The following is a 25,812-nucleotide window of genomic DNA, read 5'->3' as shown; positions in this document are numbered from 1 at the left end:
CAATTAATCCTTTATGAAAGTCTGCTTATATACTCATTATATCCAAAATTGTTTACAATTTGATAACAATCATCCGATACTTTTATTACAACAGAAGGTAATTTAATACCATTGAAAGTTGTAGTTTTTACCATCGTATAATGTATCATATCTTCTAAAATGATTTTATCTCCTACTTCTAAAGGCTTATCAAAAGAATAATCTCCGATAATATCACCCGCTAAACAAGTATTTCCACCTAATCTATAAGTAAACTCTTTTTCATTTGCATTTCCTGCATTTCTAATATCTGCTCGATATGGCATTGCAAGAGTATCTGGCATATGTGCTTCTGCTGAAGTATCTAAAATAGCTAGATTCATTCCATTTTTAATAACATCCAAAACACTTGCTACTAAATAACCTGTTTGCCAACCTACTGCTTCGCCTGGTTCTAAAAATACTTTTAGATGTGGATATCTTTTTTTAAATTCTTTTAATAGTTTTATCAAACCCTCAACATCATAATCATTTCTTGTAATATGATGTCCACCACCAAAATTTACCCATTTTAAGTTTTCAAAATATTGCGAGAAGTTTTTTTCAAAAGCTGCAAGGGCTCCTTCTAAAGCATCTACATTCTGTTCACAAAGAGCATGAAAGTGTAATCCTTCAACTCCTTTAAGATTATCTTCTTGAAAATTTTCTTTTGTAATTCCAAGTCTAGAATTAACCGCACAAGGATTATATAAATCAACCTCAACACTTGAATACTCAGGATTTATTCTAAGTCCAATTGAAGTTTTTCCTAAAGCTTTTTCTCTAAATTGATTTAATTGATTAAAAGAGTTAAAAACTAAATGATTTGAAAGCTCTATGATTTCATCTATTTCTTCATCTTTAAAAGCAGGTGAATAAGTATGAACTTCTCCACCAAACTCTTCCTTAGCAAGTATTGCTTCGTGAAGTCCTGAAGCACAACATCCTTTTAAGTATTTTCTACATAAATCAAATGTTGAATATAATGCAAAACCTTTTAAAGCTAAAAGGATATTTACATCTGCTTCCTCTTGTATTTTTTTTAATAATTTTAAATTATTTTCTAATAAGTCCTGTTCACATACAAAACTAGGACTTGGTAACTTCTCAAAACTATTTACTATTTCATTATTTTTATTTTTCTTCAAATGGCTCAAAATCCTCTTTTGTTACACCACAATCTGGACACTCCCAATCATCTGGTATATTTTCAAATGCTGTTCCTGGTTCAATTCCTGAATCAGGATCACCAATAGCTGGGTCGTAAATATAATCACACACTGTACATATATATTTTTGCATTATTTTCTCCTAATGTTTTATAAAATATTATACAAGTTTTTTAGTTTTAAAAATACTTTATTCTAAAACTAGTTTTATAATTTAAACTTACTTTACTTTTACCTAATCAGCTGGTAATTCTAATATCTTCCAAGGTAACCCTTGAGTCATTAACTCATCCATAAATGGCTTAGCATCAAACTCTTCGATATTAAATACACCTTTTCCATCCCAAATACCTTTATAAATCATCTTCGTTCCAATCATTGCAGGAACTCCTGTAGTATAGGAAACAGCTTGTGCCCCTGTTTCTTTATAACACTCTTCATGGTCACAGATATTATAGATATAAACTTTTTTCTTTTTCCCATCTTTAATTCCACTTATAATACAACCGATATTTGTCTTACCAACTGTACGAGGTCCAAGTGATGCAGGATCTGGTAATAATGTAGCTAAAAATTCAATAGGAATAATCTTTTGACCTTTATGCTCTACTTCTTTTATACCTAACATCCCTACATTTTCTAAACATCTCATATGTTGAATGTATGAATCTCCAAATGTCATAAAGAATCTAATTCTTTTTAAACCTTTAATATTTTTACATAAAGACTCTAACTCTTCATGATATAAAAGATAAGAAGGTTTTACACCAACTTCTGGATAATTATGTTCAACTTTTATTTCTAAAGGTTCAGTTTCAATCCATTTACCCTCTTCCCAATATCTACCTTTTGCAGATACTTCTCGCAAATTTATCTCAGGATTAAAGTTTGTAGCAAAAGGATAACCATGATCCCCTGCATTACAATCCATAATATCAATATAGTTTATTTCATCAAATAAGTTTTGTTGGGCATAAGCACAAAATACACCTGTAACTCCAGGATCAAACCCAGAACCTAAAAGAGCTTTTACACCAGCTTTTTCAAATTGTTCTTGTTTTGCCCATTGAAGTTTATATTCAAATTTCGCCTCATCTGGATGTTCATAGTTTGCTGTATCAACATAATCAACACCTGCTTGAGTACAAGCATCCATGATTGTTAAATCTTGATAAGGTAAAGCCACATTTAAAACAACTCTAGGGCTTACTTGCTCTATTAATTTAACAAGTGCTGGTACATCATTAGCATCAACAGATGCAACATTGATATTAACATTTTGATTTTTCTTTATGTCATCTCTAATTGATTCACATTTTGTAATTGTTCTAGATGCTAATGTAATCTTTTCAAATGTATCGATATTCATCGCACACTTAACAGTTGCTACCCTACTAACACCACCTGCACCTATTATTAGGATACCAGTATTTGAATTTGTCATTTTTGACCTCTTATGTTTTTTATTATAATGATTATATTATCTTTTAAGTAAATATTTGTTAAAGTTGCGAACAAATATATGGGGATGATTTGGCTTCGATTAGAGCATTGAAGCTTAGTTGCATGTCGGCCTGAACATGCCGTTACACGGTTCATAATTTTTAAACGCAAATAATAACAATTATTCTCCAGCTTACGCAGCAGCGTAAGTTTTAATTTAGACTCCCCTTAATTGGGTCGAGACTAGGAGGCTCATTCTACTGATGCTATATAGGTAGATTTAAATGGGCTCACCCCAATAGCTTATCTTTGAAGAGTTGATTGCCCTTTGAAGAGACATTCCAAATCTTAGCTTCTATAAGCCTTGCAGGTTGAGCTTATAAAAAGTGAAATTAATCGACCTCTTCTAAACATGTAGACGCTATGCGGATATGTTTTAAGACTCCGGTTCAATCCCGGACATCTCCACCAAAATATAATTCAAACAAATCTTATAAAGTCTATCTAGACACCAATATATAGGCTATATAGCCACTTTATCTACCAACACAGTCTAAGCTAATACTATCAAATCTATAACTTTTGGGGTACCTTTTAGGGGCATCATGATAAAATTCCCTATACGATTTAAAAAAAGTACCCCATAAGGAATTAACAAATGGCAAAAAGTACCCTACCACTAACAGCTACACAAGTAAAAACTGCAAAAGCTAAAGAAAAAGATTATAAGCTTTTTGATGGTGGAGGACTTTTTTTATTAGTTGCAAAAACTGGTGGGAAAAGATGGAGATTGAAATATAGATTCAATAATAAAGAAAAAGTTATTGCATTAGGAACGTATCCAAGTTTATCTCTAAAAGATGTAAGAGCAAAAAGAGAAGAACTTAAATCTTTAATTGCAAAGGATATAGATCCAAATGAACAAAAGAAACAAAAAAAAGAAGAAATCCAAAAAGTAGAAAAGAAAAAAGAAAATACATTTTATAAAGTTTCTCAAGAATGGCATGAAAACTATCAAACAGAAGTATCAGAAAATTATCATATAAAATTAGGTCGTGCATTAGAAAACTATGTATATAAATATATGAAAGATAAACCAATAGAAGATGTAACAAGATTAGATTTAATTGAAATACTTAAAATACTAAAAGAAAGAGATTTACAAGATACAGCGAGTAGAGTATTTATGATTATCAATAAAATATATAAGTATGCAGTAACTTTAGAATATGTTCCTCATAATATAGTAGCAGACATAGAACAAAAGAATATCTTAGGTAAAAGGGAAAAGAAACACTACCCTACTTTCACAAAAGAAAAAGATATAAAAGGATTACTTTTAGCTATTGATGAATACTCAGGAGATTACACTACAAAGATGGCTTTAAAAATGCTTCCTTATGTATTTGTACGAAGTTATAACATTAGACATTGTGAATGGTTTGAAATAGACTTAGTAAAAAAAGAATGGATAATACCAGCTTCAAAAATGAAAACTAAAATAGAATTTATACTTCCACTTCCAAATCAAGTAATAGAAATACTAGAAGAAGTAAAACAATTTACAGGAAATGGTCAATATGTATTTCCAAGCTTTAGAGCAAAAGATAAACCAATGAGTGATAATACTCTTATTGGAGCATTAAGAAGAATGGGATATACAAAAGAAGAGTTTGTACCTCATAGTTTTAGAGCTATGTTTTCAACTATTGCCTATGAGAATATGGAAGAACATGGATATAGTGGAGAAGTTATTGAAGCTTTACTTTCACATAAAGAATCTAATAAAGTTAAAGAGGCGTATAATCGTGCTTCATATAAAGATAGTATGAGAAGTTTAATTAAGTGGTATGCTAATTATTTAAAAAACTTGAAGAATTATTTATCTACCAATACTTAGATTAAAATAGTAACCCTTAATTTATCTATATCTATCTTGAAGTTAACTAAAATATTATTTTGTTATAATAAATTAAATAATATTTGGTAAGGTTTTTTTTGAACGGTTTTATATATCCTAGTTTTAATTTTTTAATTTCAATTCTGTATTTTACTAATTTAGTTGAATTCTTTAAATTTATTGCAAAAAAAATTGCAATATTCAATTCTAATGGTGAAGAATTAACTTCTATTGATAAAATTAGAAAATACAGTATTTTTGCTATTGATATCTATCAAGTCTTTAAATGGTCTATATTGATTATTTTTTGGATTAAAGAATATAATAATCCTTTATCAAAATATTTTATATTTTATTTACTATATAGTAACTTATTTGTATATTTTTATTATCATACTTGGGGAAGTAAATATAAGCAAAGAGTAGATGACATCGCAATTAAAAAAAACTTTATAAATTACATGTTAGCTATTGCTTTCTATCTATTTTGCTATGCATATTTATATAAATGTCATTATTCAGAAATGATTCTAATTAATGATACATATTTTGATATTCTTTTACTAGATAATTTAACCTCCATTTATTTAAGTGTTTCTACCGCATTCACATTAACATATAGTGGAATACAACCTTTAACTCAAGAGATTAGAATTCTATTTCTTTCTGAAGTGATTAATACATTTATATTTTTAACAATTATAATAACTAATTCAATACCAAAAACTTTAGATAAAGGAAATACATGAGTTATAAGAATAAGACTTATATAATATTTGATGCTGATAATGATATGAAATATTATAGGCTAATGACAGCATGGAAAGAAAATAATAGTATTGATTTTAACTTTCATAATGCACATGATTTAAATAATTTAAGAGATGGGTCTTTAGAGGATACAATCAAAAGAAAACTTCGTGAGAGAATGATAAATACGAAGCAAGTATTAGTTTTAGTGGGCGATAATACAAAATTTTTATATAAATTTGTGAGATGGGAAATAGATATAGCAATAAGCATGGATATACCAATTATTGCTGTAAATTTAAATAAAATAAATGGTTCACATAAAATGACACCTCCTATATTAAAGAAAACTTCTTATTTTCTATCCGTACCTTTTGAATTACATAAAATAAAATATTCTTTAGATAATTTTCCTACTAATTATCTGAAAAACAAGCATAAAGCACCTAGTGCACAAATATACAGAAGAAATAATTAAATAAAAAAAGGATTTTCATGAAAGTATTTATAAGTTGGTCAGGTGAATTTAGTAATCAATTTGCAGAAGTATTGAGAGATTGGATTAAATGTACATTACAAGCAACTGAACCTTGGATTTCTTCTAAAGATTTAGATAAAGGGGCAATATGGTTTAGTGATATTCATAAGAGCCTAGAAGAAACTAGAATTGGAATATTATGTTTAACTAAAGATAATAAAGAAAAACCTTGGCTTTTATTTGAAGCTGGTGCTTTAGCAAAAGGAATTGCAACAAATAGAGTTTGTCCTATATTGTTTAATTTAGAGCCAAAAGATATTAAAGGTCCTTTAGCCCAATTTAATCATACTTTACCAAATAAAGAGGGCATGTTTTCACTACTATTAACAATTAATAAAGAACTAGGTGAAAATAAACTTCCTGAGAAAATATTAGAAGATGTATTTGCCGTATATTGGGATTCCTTCAATGAAAAGATTACAGAAATTATGAAAGAAGAACCAAATCAGGATATTGAATACCCTGAACGTACTGAAAATGATATGTTAGAAGAAATATTGTATGCAACTAGAAAAATGGATAAGAAAATTCAAGAACTAGAGGAAAAGAGTATCTCATCTTCTTCATCACCTAGGAATAAGGGTATAAAAAGTTCCAATTATGAGCTATTCAAAAATTCTATATTAATGGGGTTAAAGGATGATGTAATTAAGAAAAATTTTAAAGTGACTGAGGATGAATTAGGTAATATAAGAACTTTTTTAAAGAAAGACAAAGGATTTATTAAGTCATAAATTTAATAAGTTAAGGATAATATTTTAATGAAGGGGTCAGGTCATGAACTGCCACCTTATTCAAGTATTTGGTTATCAGCCTATAGAACGTAGATTATACTTTTTTAATTATTTATTTTGTTTTTAGTTATAATCATTCATGTATAAAAAATATAATATTAAATACTTTAAATCAGAAAAACAAATAATAGACTTATTTAATAAAATTAGTAAAAATGTATTAAGTGACATTGCAGATGATGAAAAAAGACATTCACTAGAAAATGTAATAAAACAATACCTACCAGAGGAAACAATACATTTTAAATCTCTAAAAGAATTATTTAAAAAGTATAATACTTCAAAAAAGAAAATGATTAACGATAGTATATTAATAGGCTATCCTGATATTGATGAAGATTTAATCCCTACATTAAAACAAGAATTTAAAATTCTTATAAAAAAGAAGAAGATTAAAATAAATCTAGAATCAGATACTCCAATATTTAATGAAATTGTTTCAATTATGACTTATGCAAAAAAAGTAGATAGTTTATTAAAAGAATATCCATTAAAGAAATCTACTTACAATGGTACAAAGTCTGCTAGTACTAGTTTAAAAGATATGATTAATACCCAATTAACAGCACTAAGAGATAAACTGAATAATCCTTACTTCAAAATAAATGATGATTTTGAAATTAAAAAAACTGAACATCAAATAAGAATTCTAGAAAAATGTCAAGATAAAAGATTTAAAGATTTACCAGAAATTATCAATACTGCAAATAATCTATATGGAATAGATTATAAAAATGATGAATCAACAGACCTTGAAAATGCATCCTTTAGAGAATTAACACAGTTATTCAATGGTACTCTTACCTCTGAACTAGAAATATTATATAGCTTTGCAATTTTTATATGTGAAACAATAGGAATTTATGATAAAAAGTTTAGTATAAAACAAGCTGATGCAATTGCCAATATTTCTTATACACTTTATAGAGAAAATATAGATAGTCTAAACTTAGAAAACAAAAGAGCTGTTTTTACTTATACTACTGATAAAATAGGTAAAAGTTATATACAAAAAACAATTATAGAGAATACTCCTATATTTGTTTATGAAAAGAAGGCAGAACAAATAAATGCTCTAGATAAAATGATTGAAATTGGATTTAAAAGCTTATCAGGAGTTAGACATGATTATAATAAAGACTTACCCTTAGAAAGTGAAATATCAGATATTGAACAACTTAAAAACTTAATAAGAAATTTAAAAGAGATGAATTTCATACCTAGAGAAGTGTTCTTTCTTTTTTCATATTATGAATATATTTCAAATAGACTAAAACCTCAACACTTACTTATCAAAATATAAAAATAATTTCAACTTAACTAGAATTAATTTTTAATTTCAGTTAAGAAGATTTTTTCCTTCCTTATATTCTATACTTCTTTTATCGATATCAAAACAAAGACATATAAATTTATATAACAGTAAAGACGTTTACTAAACTTTCTATTTAAACAAATAGATAAATTCATAAAGGAATTAAAAATGTTAGTTTTAAAAGCTGAATTAATGGGAATATATAAATCAAATGATTTCACAGATAAAAATACAAATGTTACAACAATAGGTAAAACAAAATTACAACTATTAAGTAAACAAGTTATGAAGGATAGTTCAACAAAGATTACTCTACTAGATGTAAGTATTCCAAATGAAAAAGTAAATCTTTTCACAAAAGATAGAATTGGAAAAATTGTAGAAGTAGATGTTGGTGTAATTGGAGAAGTCAAATATTATGGTGTCTAAAAAGAAAAGAAACATTGCAGAGGGACGGATGCAATGTTTTTTTCTTTGTGACAATGAATAGTTTAAAAGGGGTCTTTAGTAACACCCCTTACTACACGTCAAAAGGAAAAATAAATGAGTACTACTAAAAAGATATTTGGTATTGATACACTTTATTACTTTTGTGAATCAAACGAAAACTATGATGATTTATATCTAGAAATGTTAGACCAAATAGAAGAAGTAAAAGGAAATTTTGAGAAGAAAGATATTGAGTTTGAGAATAATGATATTCACATTAACTTAAATGATATTCCATTAAATTTCTTAGGAAAAAATGAAGGCTTTCATTGGTTTAAAGATATCAATGATTATTTTAAAATAGGTTTAAAAGATAGATATAAAAACAGAGGTTTAAACGATATTAGAATTCAATTACTAGGTATTGGTATTTATACTATTGGAATAAGAAGTTTAATTGATTTTATTAACGACATCTTATTAAAAGATTATGTTAGTGGATATTATCCAATAACAAGAGCAGATTTAAATTGTTTTATTCAATATGATTTTTCATTTGTAAGCAAAGAAATGTTTGTATCAAGAAAGAAACAATATTCAACTATTAGTGAAATTGGAAGTTCAACAGAACTACAAACAATATATGTAGGTAAAGCACCTTTTAAATTAAGACTTTACAACAAGAAAGAAGAGTTAAAGAAGAACAAAAAAAGAGACTTAATGTATGAGTACTTTTTAAATAATGGCTTTGATTTAGAAGAGCCTATTTTTAATGTTGAGTTTGAGATGCAAAGAGGCTATTTAAAGACATTTAATATCTTAACTATTGAAGACTTACTTTGTAATGCAGAGAAGTTATTTAAAGCTTCTATGGATGATATAAGGTTAATAGATATAACAACTCTTAGTGATAATGCAGTAAAGCACAATAACAAACATAGAGGAGATACTCTTCCTATTTGGGAAGAGATAAAACAAGAGTATTTATTAGAAGATTTTTTACAAATACAATTACCTCTACAAAGAGTTAAAAGAGCTGTATCTATTTATGACGATTACAAGTTTAAATTAGAGTACATAGCACTAGTAAGACGTGCTTTAGTAAATAGATTGAACATTGATGTTGATTTCTTAGAAGAACTCTATACAGAGGCTAAAGAGTCGTTAAATAAGACTAGTACTCCAAAGAGTATGAGAAAAAGATATACAGAAGTTGAAGTTATTGATAAAGATGGTAATTCTGAGCATTTAAGATTATTAGAGGATGGTAATTTAATTAAACCATTAGCTATTGAAACAGTAGTGCAGTTACAAAACTATGATTTATTAACTTACTTAGACAAGGTAAGAGAAAAACAAAACTTATCTACAAAAAATAAGCATATATATGAGGTTGCTTTGAAAGAAGCTATGAAAAGAGGATTGGTTTTAGATATTAGTCCTCAGGAAGTGAATGATTAGAACAATAGTAAAAAGAGGGATTTATTCCCTCCTTTAAACAGCCAAGGAAAGGAGAGTAAAGAATTATGAGTAATTTTTTGAGAATAACAGAAGTTATGAAAAAGACGGGTATTGCCAAAAGTACAATATGGTTGTGGGTAAAAGAGGATAAATTCCCTAAACCTATTAAATTAAGCCCACGTATTACAGTTTGGGAAGAAGAAAAAATAAATAATTGGATGTCAAGATTAAGATAATATAAATAATTTAATAAGTATAATCATTTTATTATTTTTTATAAAAAGCACAAAGGATACGACTTGAATAAATTATTAATACCATTAATAATTACATTACCATTATTATTTACAGCTTGTTCATCTAAACTTAATTATAATTCTAGTTTTAAAAAAAATGTAAACCTAGAAGAAGATTATAAAATAAGTGGAAATATTGAACTTTATAGAAATGTAGGTTTTCTAACTGAAACAGTACAAAATAGAGTTATACTATATATTGATAACAAACTAATTGTAAAAGCACCACTTAATGAAAACTTTTCAGGAAGAATAGAATTGTTCTACAATAAGAAGCCACTTACAATTGAATGTGGCAAAGATAATCTTTTTTCTCAACCAAAATGTAATGTATTTTTAAATAATCAGAATCTAGGTAATTTAGAATTTAGACCTGATTACCTGGGATAAAAGAATCTAATATTTTATGATATAATTATCATTATGAACAAAAAAGAAATCTTAAATAAATTATTTGTATCTGATTCAAATAAAAAGATTATGAAAGGCTTAATATATGTCTAAACAAATCAATAAAGCAAATATCTTAAACTATTTAAAAGAGCATTATTCTGAATTCAAAGAAAATTATAGTGTAGAACAAATAGGACTATTTGGAAGCTATGCAAGAGATGAAGCAACAGAATCTAGTGATATAGATATTTTTGTAAAAATGAAACCATCTTTATTTGATATGGTAGCTATTAAAAATCAAATTGAGCATGACTTAAATAAAAAAGTTGATATAATAAGAGAACACAAAAATATAAAACCTTTCTTCCTTCAAACAATTAAAAAAGATTTAATCAATGTCTAACAAAGAATTAATACTTTCAACATTAGAAGATATAAAATATTCTCTTGAGTTAATCCAAACAAGAGTAAAAAATATTAAGTCTAGTGATGACTTTTTAGAAACTGAAAATGGACTTGAAAAACTTGACAGTATTGCAATGAGATTAGTTGCTATTGGAGAAGGATTTAAAAATATTGATAAACTATCAGATAATCAACTTTTATTAAATTATTCAAATATTCCATGGAAACAAGTTAAAGGAATTAGAGATATTTTATCACATCACTATTTTGACTTAGATGCTGAAGTAATTTTTAATCTTTGTAAAAAAGATGTAAATGAATTATATAAAACTACAATTCAAATAATAAAAGATATTCAATAAAACTTACTTTATAATAAATTATAGGGTACTTTTTAGGGGTGCTTTTATAAAATACATTCTTAAATACCTATATAATAAGAAACTTAAATCCCGGACATCTCCACCAAATATTAATATAATCAAAAATCTTAAAACATCTACTCTCTCAAATCTAAGAAACGTAAACTTATTTTTATAATATCATTGCTTATATTGTAAGTATCATATATTTTAAAATCCAACAAAAGCATTTAAAAAAATAAAATGTAATCTATAAAAAAGATTACTTTTCAAGCAATCTTCATTAAAATCATTGTTTTGAATATGTGAATAAGTTAATTTAAATTTTTCAAAATCTTTTTCATTATCAATTACAAATCTATAAACTTTATTGTGAACTGACATTAAAGAATTTTGTTCTTTTGTGTATTCATTATATGTAAAAGAATTAGTTTCATCACAAATATTATTATCAATGATAATTGAATTATTAAAGTTATCAGTTAATAGAATACCTCGTAAAAGATATTTATTAAAGAAAAAATCATTTCCTAAATAATCTAGAACATCTTTTTTTATATTTTCAATATTCATTTTTGAGCTACTAATGTTAGCCATTCAATACCATCTCTTTGCAGTCCATCTTTATTAATATATGTATATAGTATTCTAAAACCAATAGATTCGCAAATATTTATCCAGTTTTCAAGTGTCAAAATTAAAAAGAACCTTCCTTTATTATCAAAACCTTCTTCGTTAATATCATCTCTTGACAATGACACTGATATTAAAAATTTACCATTGTGCTCTAATAGATTATAAATCTTTGAAATTGTTTTATTAAGATCATTTTCTGATAAGTGCATTAGAGTTGCAATTGAATATATTCCATCAAATTTCATCTCAAAATTTAAATCATTCGGCAAAGATTTATACAAAAGTTTTTTTGATAATTCAGGATGAATATTTTTTGCTTCCTCAATCATTTCTTTTGAACCATCTGTTGCAATAATAGAATAACCATTTTTAATCATATATGCGGCATCTCTACCAGAACCACAACCAACCTCAAGAATTTTTGATTCTTTTTTAAAAGTTTCAATTAAAAGTTTTGAACTTCTTTTACATTTGCTGATTCATAACGATTTGCTAATTGTTTTGAATTATTATTGTAATAAATAATTGTATTATTTTGCATTATTCTCTTTTTTATAAAATGTGATTTTATTTTATCTAAATCATTTTTATAACTTCTAGTTAAGTCTTATACTTACAATTATTTTAAACATTATTGATAGAGAAAATGATATAATTCACGATGATATAGATGAAAATAGATTTTTTGAATAGTGTCACATAAATTGAATCTATATATTCAAAATATTAGATGTATAGGATAAATAGGTAAATTTAATTTTTACTTCTAAAAGTAAATAAAAAAAGATATAGATTTAATTTAAATAAAGGAGTTAAGTTATGAGTAAACCACCTTTTTCTAGAAAAAAAGCTTTAAAAACTGCTTCAATTTCAAATCAAATTGAGGGTTATAAACCTATTAAAGATAAAGAGACATTAAAAAAAGTAAAACAATATTTATCTTTACTTAAATAATGAAATACTATCCTCCTTCAAACCACATTTATTATGAAAATAGTGATGTTCCTATAAATAAACTAAATATCAAAGAGCTTGAAATTATAACTGAGATTGAAAAAGAGTTATTAGCTAGAGCTTATGAAAATCTACATACAAAGCTAGATGAAAATATTAAATTTGATGAAAAATACCTTTGTAAAGTTCATGAACAAATCTTTTTCCAACTATATGATTGGGCAGGAAAATTTAGAACTGTAAACTTACTTTTTACTATTTTGATGTACATGCAGCCTTGTATCCCATACCATAAATATTTTTAATATATAAGTTTGGTACTTTTTTTCGTAAACGTGATATCATATTTTTGAGATTTTTAATATCTGCATTAAAATCAAATTCTTCGAACCAAATAGCATTGATTAATTCATCTGCGGTGCATATTTTTTCATTATTACTTAATATTGTGTCTAAAAAAATAATTTCTTTTTTCGTTAATTCTATTTCACTATTATTTTGAAGTAATCTTTTATTCTTTTTTTCCCAGATTAAAAACTCATCAATTTTTATAATATCATTATTATGATTTAAATTATTATTGTAAATTTGATTACATAACTTAAATATATCATCCAAAAAACTAGAATAGTCTATAGGTTTGGTAAAAAATTGATGTATCCCTAAATTAACTAAAGGTAAAAGATAATTAAATTCACTCCGTGCTGATAAAATTACAACTGTTTGATCTTCTTTAATTTTATAAATGGCATCTATTAATTCTACACCATCATAATTTGGCATTTTTATATCTGAAATGATTAAATCATAATATTTATTTGTATCTTTGTGATATTGTTTATATTTATTAAGTCCATCTAATCCATCGATTGCAACTGTTACACTTGGAAAAATATCTTGCAGTAATTCAGAGAATTCTTTTCTAAAATCTATGTCATCTTCAACTAAAAGTACAGTTAAATTTTTAGTATATTTTTTTAATAAGCCATAGTCCATTAGAATCCTTTTTATCATATTAGCATTTTGTTTCTTACATTAATCTATAAAAAATCTTGTTAAAACATCCTATAACTTATTTATTTAAATATATTAATATTATGATAGAATTGAATACTATTTGAGTGCTATTTATTGATATGATATAAAAAAAGCAAAAGAGATTATTATGATGGATAAACAAATTCTTAAAAATATAACTGTTCTGTATGCAGAAGATGAATCGGTAATACAAGAAGGAATAACAGAAACACTAATTCTTTTTGGTATAAATGTAATTTGTGCAAAGAATGGTCAAGAAGGTTTATCTCTTTTCCAATCTAACAGGGAAAGTATTGATCTAATTTTAACTGATATAAAAATGCCAGAATTAGATGGATTAGGCATGATTGAAAAAATCAGAGAACTAGATGAATATATTCCTATAATTATTACAACAGCTCATCAAGAAACAAACTTTCTTATGCAATCCATAGAATATAATATTAATGATTATGTATTAAAACCTATTGACATATATAAATTAGAAAAAAATATAATCAAAGCAATTGAAGCAAAAGTATTAAAAGAAGAGCTATTAGAAAAAAATAAAAAACTAGAAATAGAAATCCAAAAAAATGAAGAAAAGCAACATATTATCGAAACGCAATCTAGATTTGCAGCAATGGGTGAAATGATAAATATGATAGCTCATCAATGGAGACAGCCCTTAGCCTCAATAGGAACGGCATCTTTTAATTTAAAATATAAATTACTCAGAGAAGAATTTGATTTAGAGACAAAAGAAGGTAGAGAGCAACAATCTTATTTTTTTAGTAAGAAACTTGATGAAATTGAATTTTATGTACAAAATCTAACTACAACAATAAATGATTTTAGAAACTTTTTTAAAACAGATAAGATATCTGTTAATACAAATATTCAAAATTCAATTCAACATACATTAAAAATAATTCAAAAAGATTTACAATCAAACAATATTCAAGTTATTCTAGATCTTAAAAGTAAAAAACAAATTGATATTTATGAAAATGAGATTATTCATGTACTTATAAATATATTAAAAAATGCACAAGATAAGTTTGTTGAAAAAGAGACAGAAAATCCTAAAATTGAAATTAAAACAGAAGATTTAGAAGATACAATTAAAATAGATATATATGATAATGGAGGAGGAATTGAAGATGATAAACTCAATATTATATTTGAACCCTACTTTTCAACAAAAAAAGAAAAGAATGGTACAGGAATAGGTCTTTATATGTCAAAAATCATAGTTGAAAAAAATCATAGAGGAAGCATCTTTGCCTCAAATGTTAATGATGGTATTTGTTTTTCAATAATACTTCATTCTATGATATAATCTTATAAAGATATTTGGAGTTATTATTTGAAGTTTTTTGTTTTATTTATTATCTTTTTTGGTACATTATTTGCAGATTCATCAATCTTAAGTAAAGAAGAGAAAGAATGGATAAAGAATAATAGTATGAAAGTTGGTGTTACAGATTTGTATCCATTAAGCTTTCTAAATAAAGATTATGAAAGAGATGGTTTTGCAATCGATGTACTAGAACTTATTATAAAAAAATTTCAAATTAAAACTAAAACTGTTGATCTTAACCAAGGTAATATAGGATTTGCTTTTGAAAATGGCGAAATTGATGTAGTACCTGTAGTAAATAATTCAAGAATAAAAAATAATTATGGGGTATATTCTTCTGAAATTTTACAAATCAAAAAAATCTTATTTGTAAAAAAAGAACAAAATGATATCCACTCTCTTCAAGATTTAAAAGATAAAAAAGTTGCAATTATCACAGAAGAAGATGAAACCTTCAAATTAAAGAATAAAGATTATGAAATTAAAATCATTCAAACAGAAAGTATTCAAGAATCTGTAGAAAAGCTTTTAGAAGGAAGTGTTGATGCTTTTATAGCTTCTCCAATTATTATTCAAAAATACTTAGAAGATAATTTAATTATTGATTTAAAAGCAATGCCTCTAATTAATTTTGAACCTTCAAATTTATCTTTTTTTATAAATAAAGAAAAAACACATTTACAATCAATTTTAGAAAAAGGCTTAAATTCAATATCCGTAAAAGAAGAGAAAGTACTTTTTGATAAATGGTTTTTAAAGGATTTAGCAATTTTACCTTTAAAACTTACTAAAAAAGAATTAAATTATTTAAAAAACAAAGTAAGTATAAATATGTGTGTTGATCCAGATTGGATGCCTTATGAAAAAATAGAAAATCATAAACATGTTGGTATTGTTGCTGATTATATGAAAGATTTTCAGAAAAAAGTTGGAATTCCTATAAACCTTGTAGAAACAAAAGATTGGACACAATCCTTAGAATATGTAAGAAATAGAAAATGTGATATTCTCTCTTTAGTCATGGATACTGAAAAAAGACGAAAATATATGAATTTTACAAAAGCATATATAACAGCACCTTTAGTTTTAGTTACAAAAAGAACTGTAACTTTTATTAGTGACTTAAAGACTTTAAAAGATAAAAAAATAGGTATTCAAAAAAACTTTGCGTACAATGAAAAAATTAGAAAGAATTATCCTAATATTGATGTAATAGATCAAGAACACTTACGTGTTGGTTTAAAAAAAGTTGAAAGAGGAGAGCTTTTTGGACAAGTTACAACACATCTTAACGTAGCTTATGCTTTTCAAGAAGAGTTTTATGGAAGCTTACAAATATCAGGTAAATTTGAGAATCAATGGGAATTAGCTGTAGGGGTAAGAAATGACGATCCTATACTTTTAAATATATTTGATAAAATAGTATCATCTATAAGTGATGAACTTAGACAAAAAATTATGAATGATTGGGTACCTGTAAAATTAGAAAAAATCTTTGACTATAACCTCTTTTGGAAAATTCTTGCATCATTTATTATTATTTTATTAATAATTTTATATACATATATGATGCAACGTAGATATATTAGAAAATTAACAAAAGCAAAAGATGAAATTGAAACTTTAAATAGTACCTTAGAAAGAAAGGTACAGATTAGAACTCAAGAATTAGAACTTTCAAATAAAAAACTTAAGATTAAAACTCACGAACTTGAACATTTAAATAATACATTAGATACAAGAATAAAAGTAGAAATTAATAATAGAAAAAAACAAGAACAAATATTAATCCAACAATCAAAACTTGCCGAAATGGGAGAAATGATTAGTATGATTGCTCATCAATGGAGACAACCATTAAGTGCATTAAGTACAATTGTTCAAAATATACATCTGAGATATTCTCTTGAAAAACTTGATAAAGAGTATTTAGAAAAACAAAGAATTCTTAGTAATGCACTTACAGAAAAAATGTCTCAAACTATTAATGACTTCAGAGACTTTTTTAAACCTAATAAAGAGATGCATCCTTTTTCAATAGAAAAAGCTCTTCAACAAACTATTTTTCTTATAAATGACAGTTTCAAAAGTAATAGTATAAAAATCGAAGTTATAATTTCAGATGACGTAATTATCTATGGATTTGAAAGTGAACTTTCACAAGTTTTTTTAAATATTATTACCAATTCGAAAGATGCTTTTTTAGAAACAAAAGTTAAAAATCCAAATATTATCATAGAAACTAAAAAAAATAAAAATGACATTCAAATATCAATCTCCGATAATGCAGGAGGAATTAATGAAGCTATCATCAACAAAATATTTGAACCTTATTTTACAACAAAGAATAATTATAATGGTACTGGCCTTGGTTTATATATGAGTAAAATGATTATTGAACAAAATATGCAAGGTCAATTAAGTGTACAAAATATCCCAAATGGAGTTACTTTTTGTATTCATATTCCTATTAATATCTAATATAAGCAACTTATAATTATTTACTCCTCTTAATTATTAATATTTCCATTAAAACAAAGCATAATGATACTTTTTCAATACATTCTTCTGTAATAATTTAATAAAGAAGAAGATAGAAAATATAGGATTTTTATATGGAAATGTTATTAGTTTTTTTAGTAGGTATATTTGCATGGTATTTTCACGATAAATATGTACAAAGAACACATCAAATTTTGGTCAATTATCCAATTATAGGAAGACTTAGATTTATTTTTCAAGAGTTCAGAGAACCTTTTAGACAGTATTTTGGTGATGAAAAGTTTTATGAATCAATGGATAAATTAGATTGGGTTTATGCTGCATCAAGGGATAAAGTTAATTATTCCTCTTTTTCACCATCTCAACCTTTGCCAAAACCAAAACTTATGTTAAAACACACAAATATTGTTTTAAATGACGATGAAGTTGATAATGACTTTTCAGTTACTTTTGGTGAAAATAGGGAAAAACCTTTTTTTGCAAATTCAATTATAGGAAGAGGACCTATGAGCGATGGTTCAATTTCTCCAGAAGGAACTAGAGCCTTTGTTTATGGTGCAAAAGGAGGAAATTTCCCAATTAATTCAGGAGAAGGTGGATTAACATCAAACTTTTTTGTAACTCATACTAACTATGATCCTATATATATGAAAGAAGTAAAAGGAACTCCTTTTCAAGAATGGTTATTTAAATTATCAAAATCATTACTTAATACACCAGTAGCAATTGAATTTTATAGAAAATCTGTATTTAAAGGTGATTTAGAAGCAGATACTTATATATTTAATAAAGAAAAAGACTGTTTTTATAGACCTAATTGGGATGTTCCTATAGAAAGTTTTCCTCAAGATGTTCCAGAAGATATGGCTGACATAATTTTGCAAATTAGTTCAGGATTATATGGGGTTAGAACTAAAGATGGAAAGTTTGATAAGGAACGATACAAAAAACAAATGGCCTTTTGCCGTATGACTGAAATTAAAATTGCTCAGGGAGCAAAACAAACCGGTGGAAAATTAATTGCTGAAAAAGTCACACCAGCTATTGCTTATTATAGAAATATTGAAGTTAATAAAGATGCATTTTCTCCAAATAGATTTCCATATGCAAATTCAAATGAAGAATTATTTGATTTTATAGGAGAACTACAAGAGGCATCAGGGAAACCTGTTGGTATAAAAATTGTTATCTCTGATTATGATAATATCGTGCCTATTGTAAAGGAAATAAAAAGAAGAGTCTCTTTAAATCTACCATATCCAGATTATATTTCTCTTGATGGAGGGAGTGGTGGAAGTGCTACTGCACCTTTAGATATGATGGAAAGAATTGGTATGGATATTCGTGATGCTTTATATTTAGTTGATAAAGTTCTTAAGGATTTTGGTGTAAGAGATAAAGTGAAAATTTCTGCTAGTGGAAAAATATTAACACCTGATGACGTAGTTATTACATTATGTATTGGAGCAGATTTTGTGCAAATTGCACGTGGTTTTATGATGAGTGCTGGGTGTATAAGAGCAAGATATTGTTCTGGTGCAGGAAAACATCAATGTCCAGTTGGTTTAGCTACACAAGATATTAAAAAGAGAAAGCATTATTTTGTTAAAAAGCATTCAGACTTCATTAAAAATTACCATAATAATATTTTAAAAAGTATGAAAAGTTTATTGGCAGTTATGGGATTAAAAAATGTAAATGAACTAGATAAAGAAAAATTAATTTTTTTAGATAAAGATTCAATTATTTATGATGATATGGAAAGCGTATTTGAGAGAAGAGTTTTTAACAAACAAGGTTCTTTTAATAATGATGAAAATACTTATAAAAATAAAATAAGCTAATAAGGATAGCATAATGTTAATAGAAGAATTAAAAGATTATTTAGGATTTGCTGTCGCTGGTAATTTTCCTAATCATTTAAATGAAGCTGGGGAAGAAAATGAATTTACACAGATTCAAACAGAAGGGGAAAATACACCAAAAGGTTTATTTCCTTTTTATATAAAAGGAGATAAGTCTTTTTTAGGAACATATCCTATTTCTGAGAAAATCATATTAACACATGAAAGAGAAAAAGATAAGATACAAGCAGAACCAGAAGTTGCATTAATCTGTAATTTTATTTACGAAGACGGTAAAGTTATTGATATAATACCTAGATATTTTACTGCATTTAATGATTGTTCTCTTAGAATACAAAACGGAAGTAAATTAAGCACAAAAAAAAACTGGGGTATTAATACAAAAGGTATTTCAAGTCAAATTATTGAAATTGATAACTTTACAGAAAATGGAATTCTAAATGAATATCATATTTCTTCTTTTATAAAAAGGAATGATCAAATTCATAACTATGGAACAATTTCTGCAATTAATTCTTATAGTTATTTCTTTACTCAACTAAAAGATTGGATGGTAAACCAGTTTAATACACAAAAAGATTGTGGTCCATTAGAAGAAATAACTCAATTTATGAAAAATGCTAAAGATGCTAAAGGTATATTAATTGCAGCTGGTGCAACATCATATAGTGAATTTGCAAAAAAAAACTACTTACAAAAAAATGATGAATTATATATATACGTTTATAATGCTCATATATACAGTCATCAAGATATCATAAATAATATACATGCTAAAAATGAACTTTTAGAACATTGTTCTAAACTTCATCAAATCATAAAATAAAACTCCCTTTTACTTCTAATAATAAATATTTAAAAACATATAAAATTAATCCATAATGATACTATTTGAATACTGTCTTCAGCAATAATTTAATTAAGCAAATATTTAAATACAAAAAAGGTTGGAAAAATGAATAATCATGAGTTACAAAATAGAAAGAATAAAGTTTTTGCAAGAGGTCAAGGAAATGCTTATCCTATTTATGTAAAGCACGCAAAGAACGCTGAATTATGGGATGTAGAAGATAATAGATACATTGATTTTGGTACAGGAATTGCTGTGTGTAATACAGGACATAGCCATCCTAAGATTGTTGCTGCAGTAAAAGCACAAATTGAGAATTTTTCTCATACATGTGTAATGGTAAATCCTTATGAGGTAGCAGTTGAATTAGCAGAAAAATTAACAAAATTGGCTCCTGGGGACAGTGAAAAAAAAGCTATTTTTGTAACAACAGGGGCTGAAGCTGTTGAAAATTGTGTAAAGATTGCAAAAGCTTATACAGGCAGACGTGGAGTTATTGCATTTAATGGCTCTTTTCATGGTAGAACAAATTTAACAATGGGACTTACTGGAAAAATAGCTCCATACAAAAAAGCATTTGGACCATTCCCTGGTGATATATATCATGTTCCTTTTCCAGCTAGCTCTTATGGTGCAACTATTGAAGATTCATTAAAAGCTATTAAAAACTTATTTAAAGTTGATATTGAACCAAGTGATGTTGCCGCAATTATCATTGAACCTGTACAAGGAGAAGGTGGATTTTATTCAACTCCAGTAGAACTTTTACAAGAGCTAAGAAAAATATGTGATGAGCATGGAATTGTATTAATCGCAGATGAAATCCAAACAGGTTTTGGTAGAACTGGGAAAATGTTTAATTGTGAATATTCAGGTGTTGAGCCAGATTTAATCACTATGGCTAAAGGTATTGCAGGTGGATATCCTCTTTCTGCTGTAGTTGGAAAACAAGAGATTATGGATGCACCTATTCCTGGAGCATTAGGTGGAACATACGGTGGGTCACCAGTAGCTTGTGCTGCAGCATTAGCTGTTTTAAAGATTATGGAAGAAGAAAATTTAATAAATCGTTCAAATGAAATTGGAAAAACTTTCAATTCAAGATTAAGTGAGCTTCAATCTCAATTCCCAGATTTAATTTCTGATGTAAGAAATAAAGGGGCAATGATTGCAATTGAATTAATGTGTGATGGTAATCCAGACAAACCAAATGCAGATTTAACAAAAGCAATTATTTCAAAAGCAGCTGAGTTTGGATTAATCTTATTATCTTGTGGATTTAATAGTAATGTAATTAGATTCTTACCAGCACTTACAATTAGTGATGACATCATGAACGAAGGTTTAGACAAATTTGCTGACCTTTTTTCAAGTTTAGTAGAAAAATAAAAACTTAGAGTAGGAGGTATAAAATAGACAAAATGAATATATTTAAATTAATCTTTGTTATAAAAATTCACTCTTTAAGTGTTCTTTATTATCAAAGGTAACTAGTCAAAATAAAATAAAAGGAAAGAAAAATGTTAAAATTATTTACTAATATCAAAAAAAGTTTAATGACAACATCAATCGTTGCATTATTAAGTGTTATGACAATGGTTGATACTGCAAAAGCTGCAGATCATAACTGGAGATTTGCAAACCTATATGGAAGAGGTACTGCATTTGGGGAACTATATAAAGACCTGGCTACTGACATAGAAAAAAGAACAGATGGAAAGATTAAAGTACAAGTTTTATTTTCAGGTGAAGGTGTTGGAACTTCTGGTTTATTAGGAGCTGCAAAATCTGGTTTAATTTCTATGGCAGCGCCATTCCAATCAATGCATGCAGGTGAATTACCAGCAGGTATAGTTGAAATTGGATTACCTGGTGGTACAGATGATGCAGTAGCATTACATAAACTTTTCCATGAGCAAGGTTTTGGTGATGTTCTTAAAAAAGCATATGGTTCTCAAGGACTTGCATGGTTAGAACCATATATTCAACCAGCTGTTTATATTATTACTAAAAAACCTATTAAATCAGTTGCAGACTTTCAAGGTCTAAAAATTAGAGCTCCAGGTGCTTATGGTAAATTCTTAAGAAATTTAGGTGCTTCTCCTGTATCTTTGGCATGGAGTGAAATCTATACAAGTTTAGCTACTGGTGTTATTGATGGTTCTATTGGTTCAAATATGATTGACCATAGAGATGGAAATCATGTTGAAGTTGCTAAATATATGTATAAATTACCATTAGCAGGTGCACAAGTTTTACCAATTGTTGTTAATAGATCTGCATGGAAAAAACTAACTCCTGAATTACAAAAAGCAGTTTATGATGCAACAGTTGCACATGCAAAATCTCAATTAGAAAATTCTAAAAAATGGGAAAAAGAAGCTGTAGATCAAATGGTTGCAAAAGGTTTACAATGGTCACCTACACCCTCAGAAGCTGATAAAGCTGCATGGGCAAAAGCAGGTGCTGGGTTATGGGATGAGTATTCTTCTAAAGATAAATATAGTAAACAACTTGTTGATATTCTTAGAAAAACACAAACAAAATAATTTGAATTTTAAAACTGGTATTAATCATGTTTAAAAAAAATCTAAAACTATTTTGTACAATTAATGACAAAATTATAATGTTTTTAGGAAAGGCGGCATCATATATGATGCCTGTCCTGGCCTTTATTGTTGTATACGAGGTTGCAGCTCGATATATATTTGATGCCCCTACAATTTGGGCATATGACTTATCTTTATTTCTTTTTGGTTATATATCTGCTTTAGGTGGAGCTTATGCTCAACAAAAAAGAGCACATATCAATGTAGATATACTTTACTTAACAGTTTCTCCAAAAGTTAAAAATATTTTTAATATTATCTCATTCTCATTAGGGATTTTCTTTCTTATGGTTATATTTTATGTAAGTATTGGAAAGTTTGAAGAAGCAATTGAATTTGATTTTAGACGTCAAAGTGAATGGGCCCCTGCTATGTGGCACTTCTGGGTTATGTTGTGTATTGCTAGCGGATTATTTATAATGCAACTAACAAGAGATATTGTTACTGAACTTTATCACTTAATTACAGGTGATGAATTATTTGAAAAGGAGTTAGCAGATGGGTGTTGAATTACTTACCGTTGTTTTATTAGTTTGTATTTTAATCTTTTTCGCTTTAGGTGCACCTGTAGGCTTAGCTCTAGGTGGAATTGCCATGATAATTGGCTATTTTACATGGGGAGATGGAATATTTAATGTTATTCCAACTACTGTAGAATCAACTTATTTTAGTTTTATCCTACTTGCAATTCCATTGTATATATACATGGGACAACTTTTAACCCATTCAGGTATTGGTGATGCTATGTTTAGTGCAAGCCAAATGCTAATTGGAAAAATCCGTGGTTCACTAGCAATTAGTGTTGTTTTTATTTGTTCTATGATTGGAGCAATGGTTGGTATTATTGGTGCTGGTATTATGAGCTCAGGTAGTATTGCGTTAAAACCTATGTTAGATGCAGGTTATGATCGTAAACTAGCCCTTGGAACAATTATGTCAGGAGGAGCACTAGGTATTTTAATACCTCCAAGTATTCCTATGATTATGTTTGCAGCTTCAACTCAAAATTCTGTTGGACGTATGTTCTTAGGAGCAATGGTACCAGCTGTATTTACAATTATTTTATTAATTACTTATATTGTAATTAGTACAAAATTAAAACCAGAAAAAGCGCCACTTCTTAGTGAAAATCTGACTTTACCAGAACTTACTAAAAAAGAGAAATTTAAAATTGCAAGAGATGGTTTTTTTGCTATTGGATTAATTTTTGTTGTTTTAGGAAGTATTATTTCAGGTATTGCAACACCAACTGAATCTGGTGCATTAGGAGTTGCCGGAGCTATTCTTCTTGCTATCTTCTTTAAACGTTTTAAACTTGATATGTTTAGATTAGTTGGTTTCCAAACAGCAGCACTTGTTAGTGTTGCAATGTGGATTATTTTAGGAGCTTCTGTATTTAGCAATTACCATTTATTAATGGGGATTCAAGGTATGATTGCAGACTTTACACATGGATTAGAGTTACCACCAATTATGATTATTCTTATGTTTCAACTTATCATGTTGTTCTTAGGATTTATTATTGATGAATTTATTATTGTATTAATGTGTGCACCATTATTTACACCAATTGCAGTTGCTCTTGGTTATGATCCAATTTGGTTTGGGGTATTAATGATTATTAATATTTTAATCGCAGTACAAACTCCACCTTATGGTTTTGCACTGTTTTACTTAAAAGGTATCGCGCCACCAGATGTTGGAATGGGAGAAATCTATAAGTCAGTTACTCCTTTTATTTTAGTAAATTTAGTAGTATTAATTACTTGTATGATTTTCCCAGAAATTGTTCTATGGTTACCAAACTTAGTCATGGGATAAAGGAGATAATAAATGTTTAAAAATATTTTAGTACCTATTCATTTAGAGTATACAAAGAATCATAAGAAATTATTCAAAGGTGCCTTTGAAGTACTAGATGATGATGGGAAGATTACATTATTATATGTTAATCAAAATCGTTCGCATGGTTCGGTATATCCTATTTTAGATGATAATACACAAACTAATTATGACCATGTCGCATTAGATAAATTAAAAGAAATTATAAAAGAACATTCTTTACCATTAGACAAAATAACATTAATGGTAAAAGATGGATCAGCACATCAAGAAATACTTGAAACAGGAAAGAAAATAAATGCTGATGCCATTGTAATGATGGCAACAAAGCCAGGATTACATAGTTATTTTATAAGTAGCACAGCAGAAAGAGTTATTCGTCATGCAGGTTGTTCCGTATTTGTTATACGTCTTACTGACTATTAAATTTATGACGTTTTTATATAATTAAAAAAAGGAAAATTATGAGTACAATAGAAGTAACATCACCATTTGATGGAAGTGTAGTTGGAAAAGTTCCATATGGATCAGTTGTAGAAGTAGAAGCAGCTTTAGATTTAGCAAAAGCTACTTTTTTAGACCATAAAAATGCATTGCCAACATATAAAAGAGTTGAAATTTTAGAAAATGTAGTAAAAATTATGTCTTCACAAATTGATGAATTAACAAAACTTTGTGCAAGTGAAGGTGGAAAACCTTGGATGGATTCAGAAGTTGAAGTATATAGAGCAATAAATGGAGTTAAACTTGCAATTGAAGCTTTAGGGGTAAGAGAAGGTAAACAAATTGCAATGGGGCATACAGCTTCGTCTGCAAATAGAATGGCATATACTTTTAAAGAACCAATAGGTGTAGTTGCTGCAATTTCTGCATTTAATCACCCACTTAACTTAGCAATTCA

Annotated in this window: 29 protein-coding genes and 1 other RNA gene; 24 read left to right on the top strand and 6 right to left on the bottom strand. The window is 27.3% G+C overall.

The genetic code is table 11. The features are described from left to right. Positions 1–11 precede the first annotated feature (11 nt). The 3 genes from nspC to KO488_RS12915 form a co-directional block, all read right to left on the bottom strand. The gene (gene nspC / locus KO488_RS12925; RefSeq protein WP_216059227.1) at positions 12–1,166 is read right to left on the bottom strand and encodes a carboxynorspermidine decarboxylase; all 1,155 of its coding nucleotides are present in this window, start codon (positions 1,164–1,166) and stop codon (positions 12–14) included. Then, a complete protein-coding gene (gene rd / locus KO488_RS12920; RefSeq protein ID WP_216059226.1) occupies positions 1,153–1,320 on the bottom strand; it encodes a rubredoxin in 168 nt (55 codons plus the stop codon). Before rd ends, nspC begins: the two co-directional genes overlap by 14 nt. 102 nt (positions 1,321–1,422) lie before the next feature. Beyond that, on the bottom strand, positions 1,423–2,631 hold the full coding sequence (locus tag KO488_RS12915) for a saccharopine dehydrogenase family protein (protein ID WP_216059225.1): 1,209 nt from the start codon (positions 2,629–2,631) through the stop codon (positions 1,423–1,425). 80 nt (positions 2,632–2,711) lie between these two features. Between KO488_RS12915 and ssrA the strand changes: the two genes are divergently transcribed. From ssrA to KO488_RS12855, 12 genes are all read left to right on the top strand, one after another. Next, positions 2,712–3,101, top strand: a transfer-messenger RNA (tmRNA) gene (gene ssrA / locus KO488_RS12910). A 187-nt stretch (positions 3,102–3,288) separates the two neighbouring features. Then, positions 3,289–4,530: a tyrosine-type recombinase/integrase gene (locus KO488_RS12905; RefSeq protein WP_216059224.1), complete on the top strand. Its 1,242-nt coding sequence runs from the start codon at positions 3,289–3,291 to the stop codon at positions 4,528–4,530. A gap of 98 nt (positions 4,531–4,628) precedes the next feature. Beyond that, the gene (locus KO488_RS12900; protein WP_216059223.1) at positions 4,629–5,279 is read left to right on the top strand and encodes a hypothetical protein; all 651 of its coding nucleotides are present in this window, start codon (positions 4,629–4,631) and stop codon (positions 5,277–5,279) included. Then, positions 5,276–5,758, top strand: coding sequence for a TIR domain-containing protein (locus KO488_RS12895; protein ID WP_216059222.1), 483 nt, complete (start codon positions 5,276–5,278; stop codon positions 5,756–5,758). The genes KO488_RS12900 and KO488_RS12895 overlap by 4 nt, the downstream gene beginning before the upstream one ends. A gap of 17 nt (positions 5,759–5,775) precedes the next feature. After that, positions 5,776–6,552, top strand: a complete 777-nt coding sequence (locus KO488_RS12890; RefSeq protein ID WP_216059221.1) for a toll/interleukin-1 receptor domain-containing protein — start codon at positions 5,776–5,778, stop codon at positions 6,550–6,552. A 139-nt stretch (positions 6,553–6,691) separates the two neighbouring features. Then, positions 6,692–7,915: a hypothetical protein gene (locus tag KO488_RS12885; protein ID WP_216059220.1), complete on the top strand. Its 1,224-nt coding sequence runs from the start codon at positions 6,692–6,694 to the stop codon at positions 7,913–7,915. A 180-nt stretch (positions 7,916–8,095) separates the two neighbouring features. After that, complete coding sequence (locus KO488_RS12880) at positions 8,096–8,356, top strand: hypothetical protein (protein WP_216059219.1); 261 nt, start codon at positions 8,096–8,098, stop codon at positions 8,354–8,356. A 114-nt stretch (positions 8,357–8,470) separates the two neighbouring features. Next, positions 8,471–9,817, top strand: coding sequence for a hypothetical protein (locus tag KO488_RS12875; RefSeq protein ID WP_216059218.1), 1,347 nt, complete (start codon positions 8,471–8,473; stop codon positions 9,815–9,817). A 65-nt stretch (positions 9,818–9,882) separates the two neighbouring features. Beyond that, positions 9,883–10,053, top strand: a complete 171-nt coding sequence (locus tag KO488_RS12870; protein WP_216059217.1) for a helix-turn-helix transcriptional regulator — start codon at positions 9,883–9,885, stop codon at positions 10,051–10,053. 63 nt (positions 10,054–10,116) lie between these two features. Continuing rightward, positions 10,117–10,503: a hypothetical protein gene (locus KO488_RS12865; RefSeq protein WP_216059216.1), complete on the top strand. Its 387-nt coding sequence runs from the start codon at positions 10,117–10,119 to the stop codon at positions 10,501–10,503. A 106-nt stretch (positions 10,504–10,609) separates the two neighbouring features. Further along, the gene (locus KO488_RS12860) at positions 10,610–10,909 is read left to right on the top strand and encodes a nucleotidyltransferase family protein (protein ID WP_216059215.1); all 300 of its coding nucleotides are present in this window, start codon (positions 10,610–10,612) and stop codon (positions 10,907–10,909) included. After that, positions 10,902–11,273 carry a DUF86 domain-containing protein gene (locus KO488_RS12855; protein ID WP_216059214.1) on the top strand — a complete coding sequence of 124 codons (372 nt, stop codon included), beginning with the start codon at positions 10,902–10,904 and terminating at the stop codon, positions 11,271–11,273. Before KO488_RS12860 ends, KO488_RS12855 begins: the two co-directional genes overlap by 8 nt. A 210-nt stretch (positions 11,274–11,483) precedes the next feature. On the opposite strand, the gene KO488_RS12850 is transcribed toward KO488_RS12855, so the two are convergent. Both KO488_RS12850 and KO488_RS12845 read right to left on the bottom strand, forming a co-directional pair. After that, positions 11,484–11,870, bottom strand: a complete 387-nt coding sequence (locus KO488_RS12850; protein WP_216059213.1) for a hypothetical protein — start codon at positions 11,868–11,870, stop codon at positions 11,484–11,486. After that, positions 11,843–12,355, bottom strand: coding sequence for a class I SAM-dependent methyltransferase (locus KO488_RS12845; RefSeq protein WP_303572650.1), 513 nt, complete (start codon positions 12,353–12,355; stop codon positions 11,843–11,845). The genes KO488_RS12850 and KO488_RS12845 overlap by 28 nt, the downstream gene beginning before the upstream one ends. A gap of 373 nt (positions 12,356–12,728) precedes the next feature. Between KO488_RS12845 and KO488_RS15355 the strand changes: the two genes are divergently transcribed. After that, positions 12,729–12,863: a hypothetical protein gene (locus KO488_RS15355; protein WP_266099299.1), complete on the top strand. Its 135-nt coding sequence runs from the start codon at positions 12,729–12,731 to the stop codon at positions 12,861–12,863. Continuing rightward, positions 12,863–13,168 (top strand): hypothetical protein, encoded by a 306-nt coding sequence (locus KO488_RS12840; protein WP_216059212.1) that lies wholly within the window; start codon positions 12,863–12,865, stop codon positions 13,166–13,168. The genes KO488_RS15355 and KO488_RS12840 overlap by 1 nt, the downstream gene beginning before the upstream one ends. Here the strand turns inward: KO488_RS12840 and KO488_RS12835 are convergent. After that, positions 13,119–13,859: a response regulator transcription factor gene (locus tag KO488_RS12835; RefSeq protein WP_216059211.1), complete on the bottom strand. Its 741-nt coding sequence runs from the start codon at positions 13,857–13,859 to the stop codon at positions 13,119–13,121. The two genes, KO488_RS12840 and KO488_RS12835, sit on opposite strands and share 50 nt — an antisense overlap. Positions 13,860–14,028: 169 nt before the next feature. On the opposite strand from KO488_RS12835, the gene KO488_RS12830 reads away from it, so the two are divergent. The 10 genes from KO488_RS12830 to KO488_RS12785 all read left to right on the top strand — a co-directional run. After that, positions 14,029–15,222: a hybrid sensor histidine kinase/response regulator gene (locus KO488_RS12830; protein ID WP_216059210.1), complete on the top strand. Its 1,194-nt coding sequence runs from the start codon at positions 14,029–14,031 to the stop codon at positions 15,220–15,222. 27 nt (positions 15,223–15,249) lie between these two features. Then, on the top strand, positions 15,250–17,724 hold the full coding sequence (locus KO488_RS12825) for a transporter substrate-binding domain-containing protein (RefSeq protein ID WP_216059209.1): 2,475 nt from the start codon (positions 15,250–15,252) through the stop codon (positions 17,722–17,724). Between the two features lie 134 nt (positions 17,725–17,858). Further along, positions 17,859–19,589 (top strand): FMN-binding glutamate synthase family protein, encoded by a 1,731-nt coding sequence (locus KO488_RS12820; protein ID WP_216059208.1) that lies wholly within the window; start codon positions 17,859–17,861, stop codon positions 19,587–19,589. Between the two features lie 13 nt (positions 19,590–19,602). Continuing rightward, positions 19,603–20,436, top strand: a complete 834-nt coding sequence (locus KO488_RS12815; RefSeq protein WP_228319177.1) for a DUF5718 family protein — start codon at positions 19,603–19,605, stop codon at positions 20,434–20,436. A gap of 129 nt (positions 20,437–20,565) precedes the next feature. Further along, positions 20,566–21,849: a 4-aminobutyrate--2-oxoglutarate transaminase gene (gabT, locus tag KO488_RS12810; protein ID WP_216059207.1), complete on the top strand. Its 1,284-nt coding sequence runs from the start codon at positions 20,566–20,568 to the stop codon at positions 21,847–21,849. A gap of 131 nt (positions 21,850–21,980) precedes the next feature. Next, positions 21,981–23,009 carry a TRAP transporter substrate-binding protein DctP gene (gene dctP, locus KO488_RS12805; RefSeq protein ID WP_216059206.1) on the top strand — a complete coding sequence of 343 codons (1,029 nt, stop codon included), beginning with the start codon at positions 21,981–21,983 and terminating at the stop codon, positions 23,007–23,009. 26 nt (positions 23,010–23,035) lie between these two features. Next, positions 23,036–23,578 carry a TRAP transporter small permease subunit gene (locus KO488_RS12800; RefSeq protein WP_216059205.1) on the top strand — a complete coding sequence of 181 codons (543 nt, stop codon included), beginning with the start codon at positions 23,036–23,038 and terminating at the stop codon, positions 23,576–23,578. Further along, positions 23,568–24,890, top strand: coding sequence for a TRAP transporter large permease (locus KO488_RS12795; RefSeq protein ID WP_216059204.1), 1,323 nt, complete (start codon positions 23,568–23,570; stop codon positions 24,888–24,890). The genes KO488_RS12800 and KO488_RS12795 overlap by 11 nt, the downstream gene beginning before the upstream one ends. A 12-nt stretch (positions 24,891–24,902) precedes the next feature. Beyond that, the gene (locus KO488_RS12790) at positions 24,903–25,337 is read left to right on the top strand and encodes a universal stress protein (protein WP_216059203.1); all 435 of its coding nucleotides are present in this window, start codon (positions 24,903–24,905) and stop codon (positions 25,335–25,337) included. 38 nt (positions 25,338–25,375) lie between these two features. Next, a partial coding sequence (locus KO488_RS12785) for an aldehyde dehydrogenase family protein (RefSeq protein ID WP_216059202.1) occupies positions 25,376–25,812 on the top strand: 437 nt, incomplete at its 3' end.

Origin of the sequence: Poseidonibacter lekithochrous, assembly GCF_018861145.1 — a bacterium.
GTDB classification, from domain to species: Bacteria; Campylobacterota; Campylobacteria; order Campylobacterales; family Arcobacteraceae; genus Poseidonibacter; species Poseidonibacter lekithochrous_A.
Note: the sequence above shows the minus strand (reverse complement) of the source record. Positions and strands in the feature narration are given on the sequence as shown.

Excerpts from the sequence above, each read along its gene's own strand:
- rd (WP_216059226.1), bottom strand. The coding sequence starts at position 1,320 with ATGCAAAAATATATATGTACAGTGTGTGATTATATTTACGACCCAGCT.
- KO488_RS12915 (WP_216059225.1), bottom strand. The coding sequence starts at position 2,631 with ATGACAAATTCAAATACTGGTATCCTAATAATAGGTGCAGGTGGTGTT.
- KO488_RS12905 (WP_216059224.1), top strand. The coding sequence starts at position 3,289 with ATGGCAAAAAGTACCCTACCACTAACAGCTACACAAGTAAAAACTGCA.
- KO488_RS12895 (WP_216059222.1), top strand. The coding sequence starts at position 5,276 with ATGAGTTATAAGAATAAGACTTATATAATATTTGATGCTGATAATGAT.
- KO488_RS12890 (WP_216059221.1), top strand. The coding sequence starts at position 5,776 with ATGAAAGTATTTATAAGTTGGTCAGGTGAATTTAGTAATCAATTTGCA.
- KO488_RS12885 (WP_216059220.1), top strand. The coding sequence starts at position 6,692 with ATGTATAAAAAATATAATATTAAATACTTTAAATCAGAAAAACAAATA.
- KO488_RS12880 (WP_216059219.1), top strand. The coding sequence starts at position 8,096 with ATGTTAGTTTTAAAAGCTGAATTAATGGGAATATATAAATCAAATGAT.
- KO488_RS12875 (WP_216059218.1), top strand. The coding sequence starts at position 8,471 with ATGAGTACTACTAAAAAGATATTTGGTATTGATACACTTTATTACTTT.
- KO488_RS12870 (WP_216059217.1), top strand. The coding sequence starts at position 9,883 with ATGAGTAATTTTTTGAGAATAACAGAAGTTATGAAAAAGACGGGTATT.
- KO488_RS12860 (WP_216059215.1), top strand. The coding sequence starts at position 10,610 with ATGTCTAAACAAATCAATAAAGCAAATATCTTAAACTATTTAAAAGAG.
- KO488_RS12855 (WP_216059214.1), top strand. The coding sequence starts at position 10,902 with ATGTCTAACAAAGAATTAATACTTTCAACATTAGAAGATATAAAATAT.
- KO488_RS12850 (WP_216059213.1), bottom strand. The coding sequence starts at position 11,870 with ATGGCTAACATTAGTAGCTCAAAAATGAATATTGAAAATATAAAAAAA.
- KO488_RS15355 (WP_266099299.1), top strand. The coding sequence starts at position 12,729 with ATGAGTAAACCACCTTTTTCTAGAAAAAAAGCTTTAAAAACTGCTTCA.
- KO488_RS12840 (WP_216059212.1), top strand. The coding sequence starts at position 12,863 with ATGAAATACTATCCTCCTTCAAACCACATTTATTATGAAAATAGTGAT.
- KO488_RS12835 (WP_216059211.1), bottom strand. The coding sequence starts at position 13,859 with ATGGACTATGGCTTATTAAAAAAATATACTAAAAATTTAACTGTACTT.
- KO488_RS12830 (WP_216059210.1), top strand. The coding sequence starts at position 14,029 with ATGATGGATAAACAAATTCTTAAAAATATAACTGTTCTGTATGCAGAA.
- KO488_RS12820 (WP_216059208.1), top strand. The coding sequence starts at position 17,859 with ATGGAAATGTTATTAGTTTTTTTAGTAGGTATATTTGCATGGTATTTT.
- KO488_RS12815 (WP_228319177.1), top strand. The coding sequence starts at position 19,603 with ATGTTAATAGAAGAATTAAAAGATTATTTAGGATTTGCTGTCGCTGGT.
- gabT (WP_216059207.1), top strand. The coding sequence starts at position 20,566 with ATGAATAATCATGAGTTACAAAATAGAAAGAATAAAGTTTTTGCAAGA.
- dctP (WP_216059206.1), top strand. The coding sequence starts at position 21,981 with ATGTTAAAATTATTTACTAATATCAAAAAAAGTTTAATGACAACATCA.
- KO488_RS12800 (WP_216059205.1), top strand. The coding sequence starts at position 23,036 with ATGTTTAAAAAAAATCTAAAACTATTTTGTACAATTAATGACAAAATT.
- KO488_RS12795 (WP_216059204.1), top strand. The coding sequence starts at position 23,568 with ATGGGTGTTGAATTACTTACCGTTGTTTTATTAGTTTGTATTTTAATC.
- KO488_RS12790 (WP_216059203.1), top strand. The coding sequence starts at position 24,903 with ATGTTTAAAAATATTTTAGTACCTATTCATTTAGAGTATACAAAGAAT.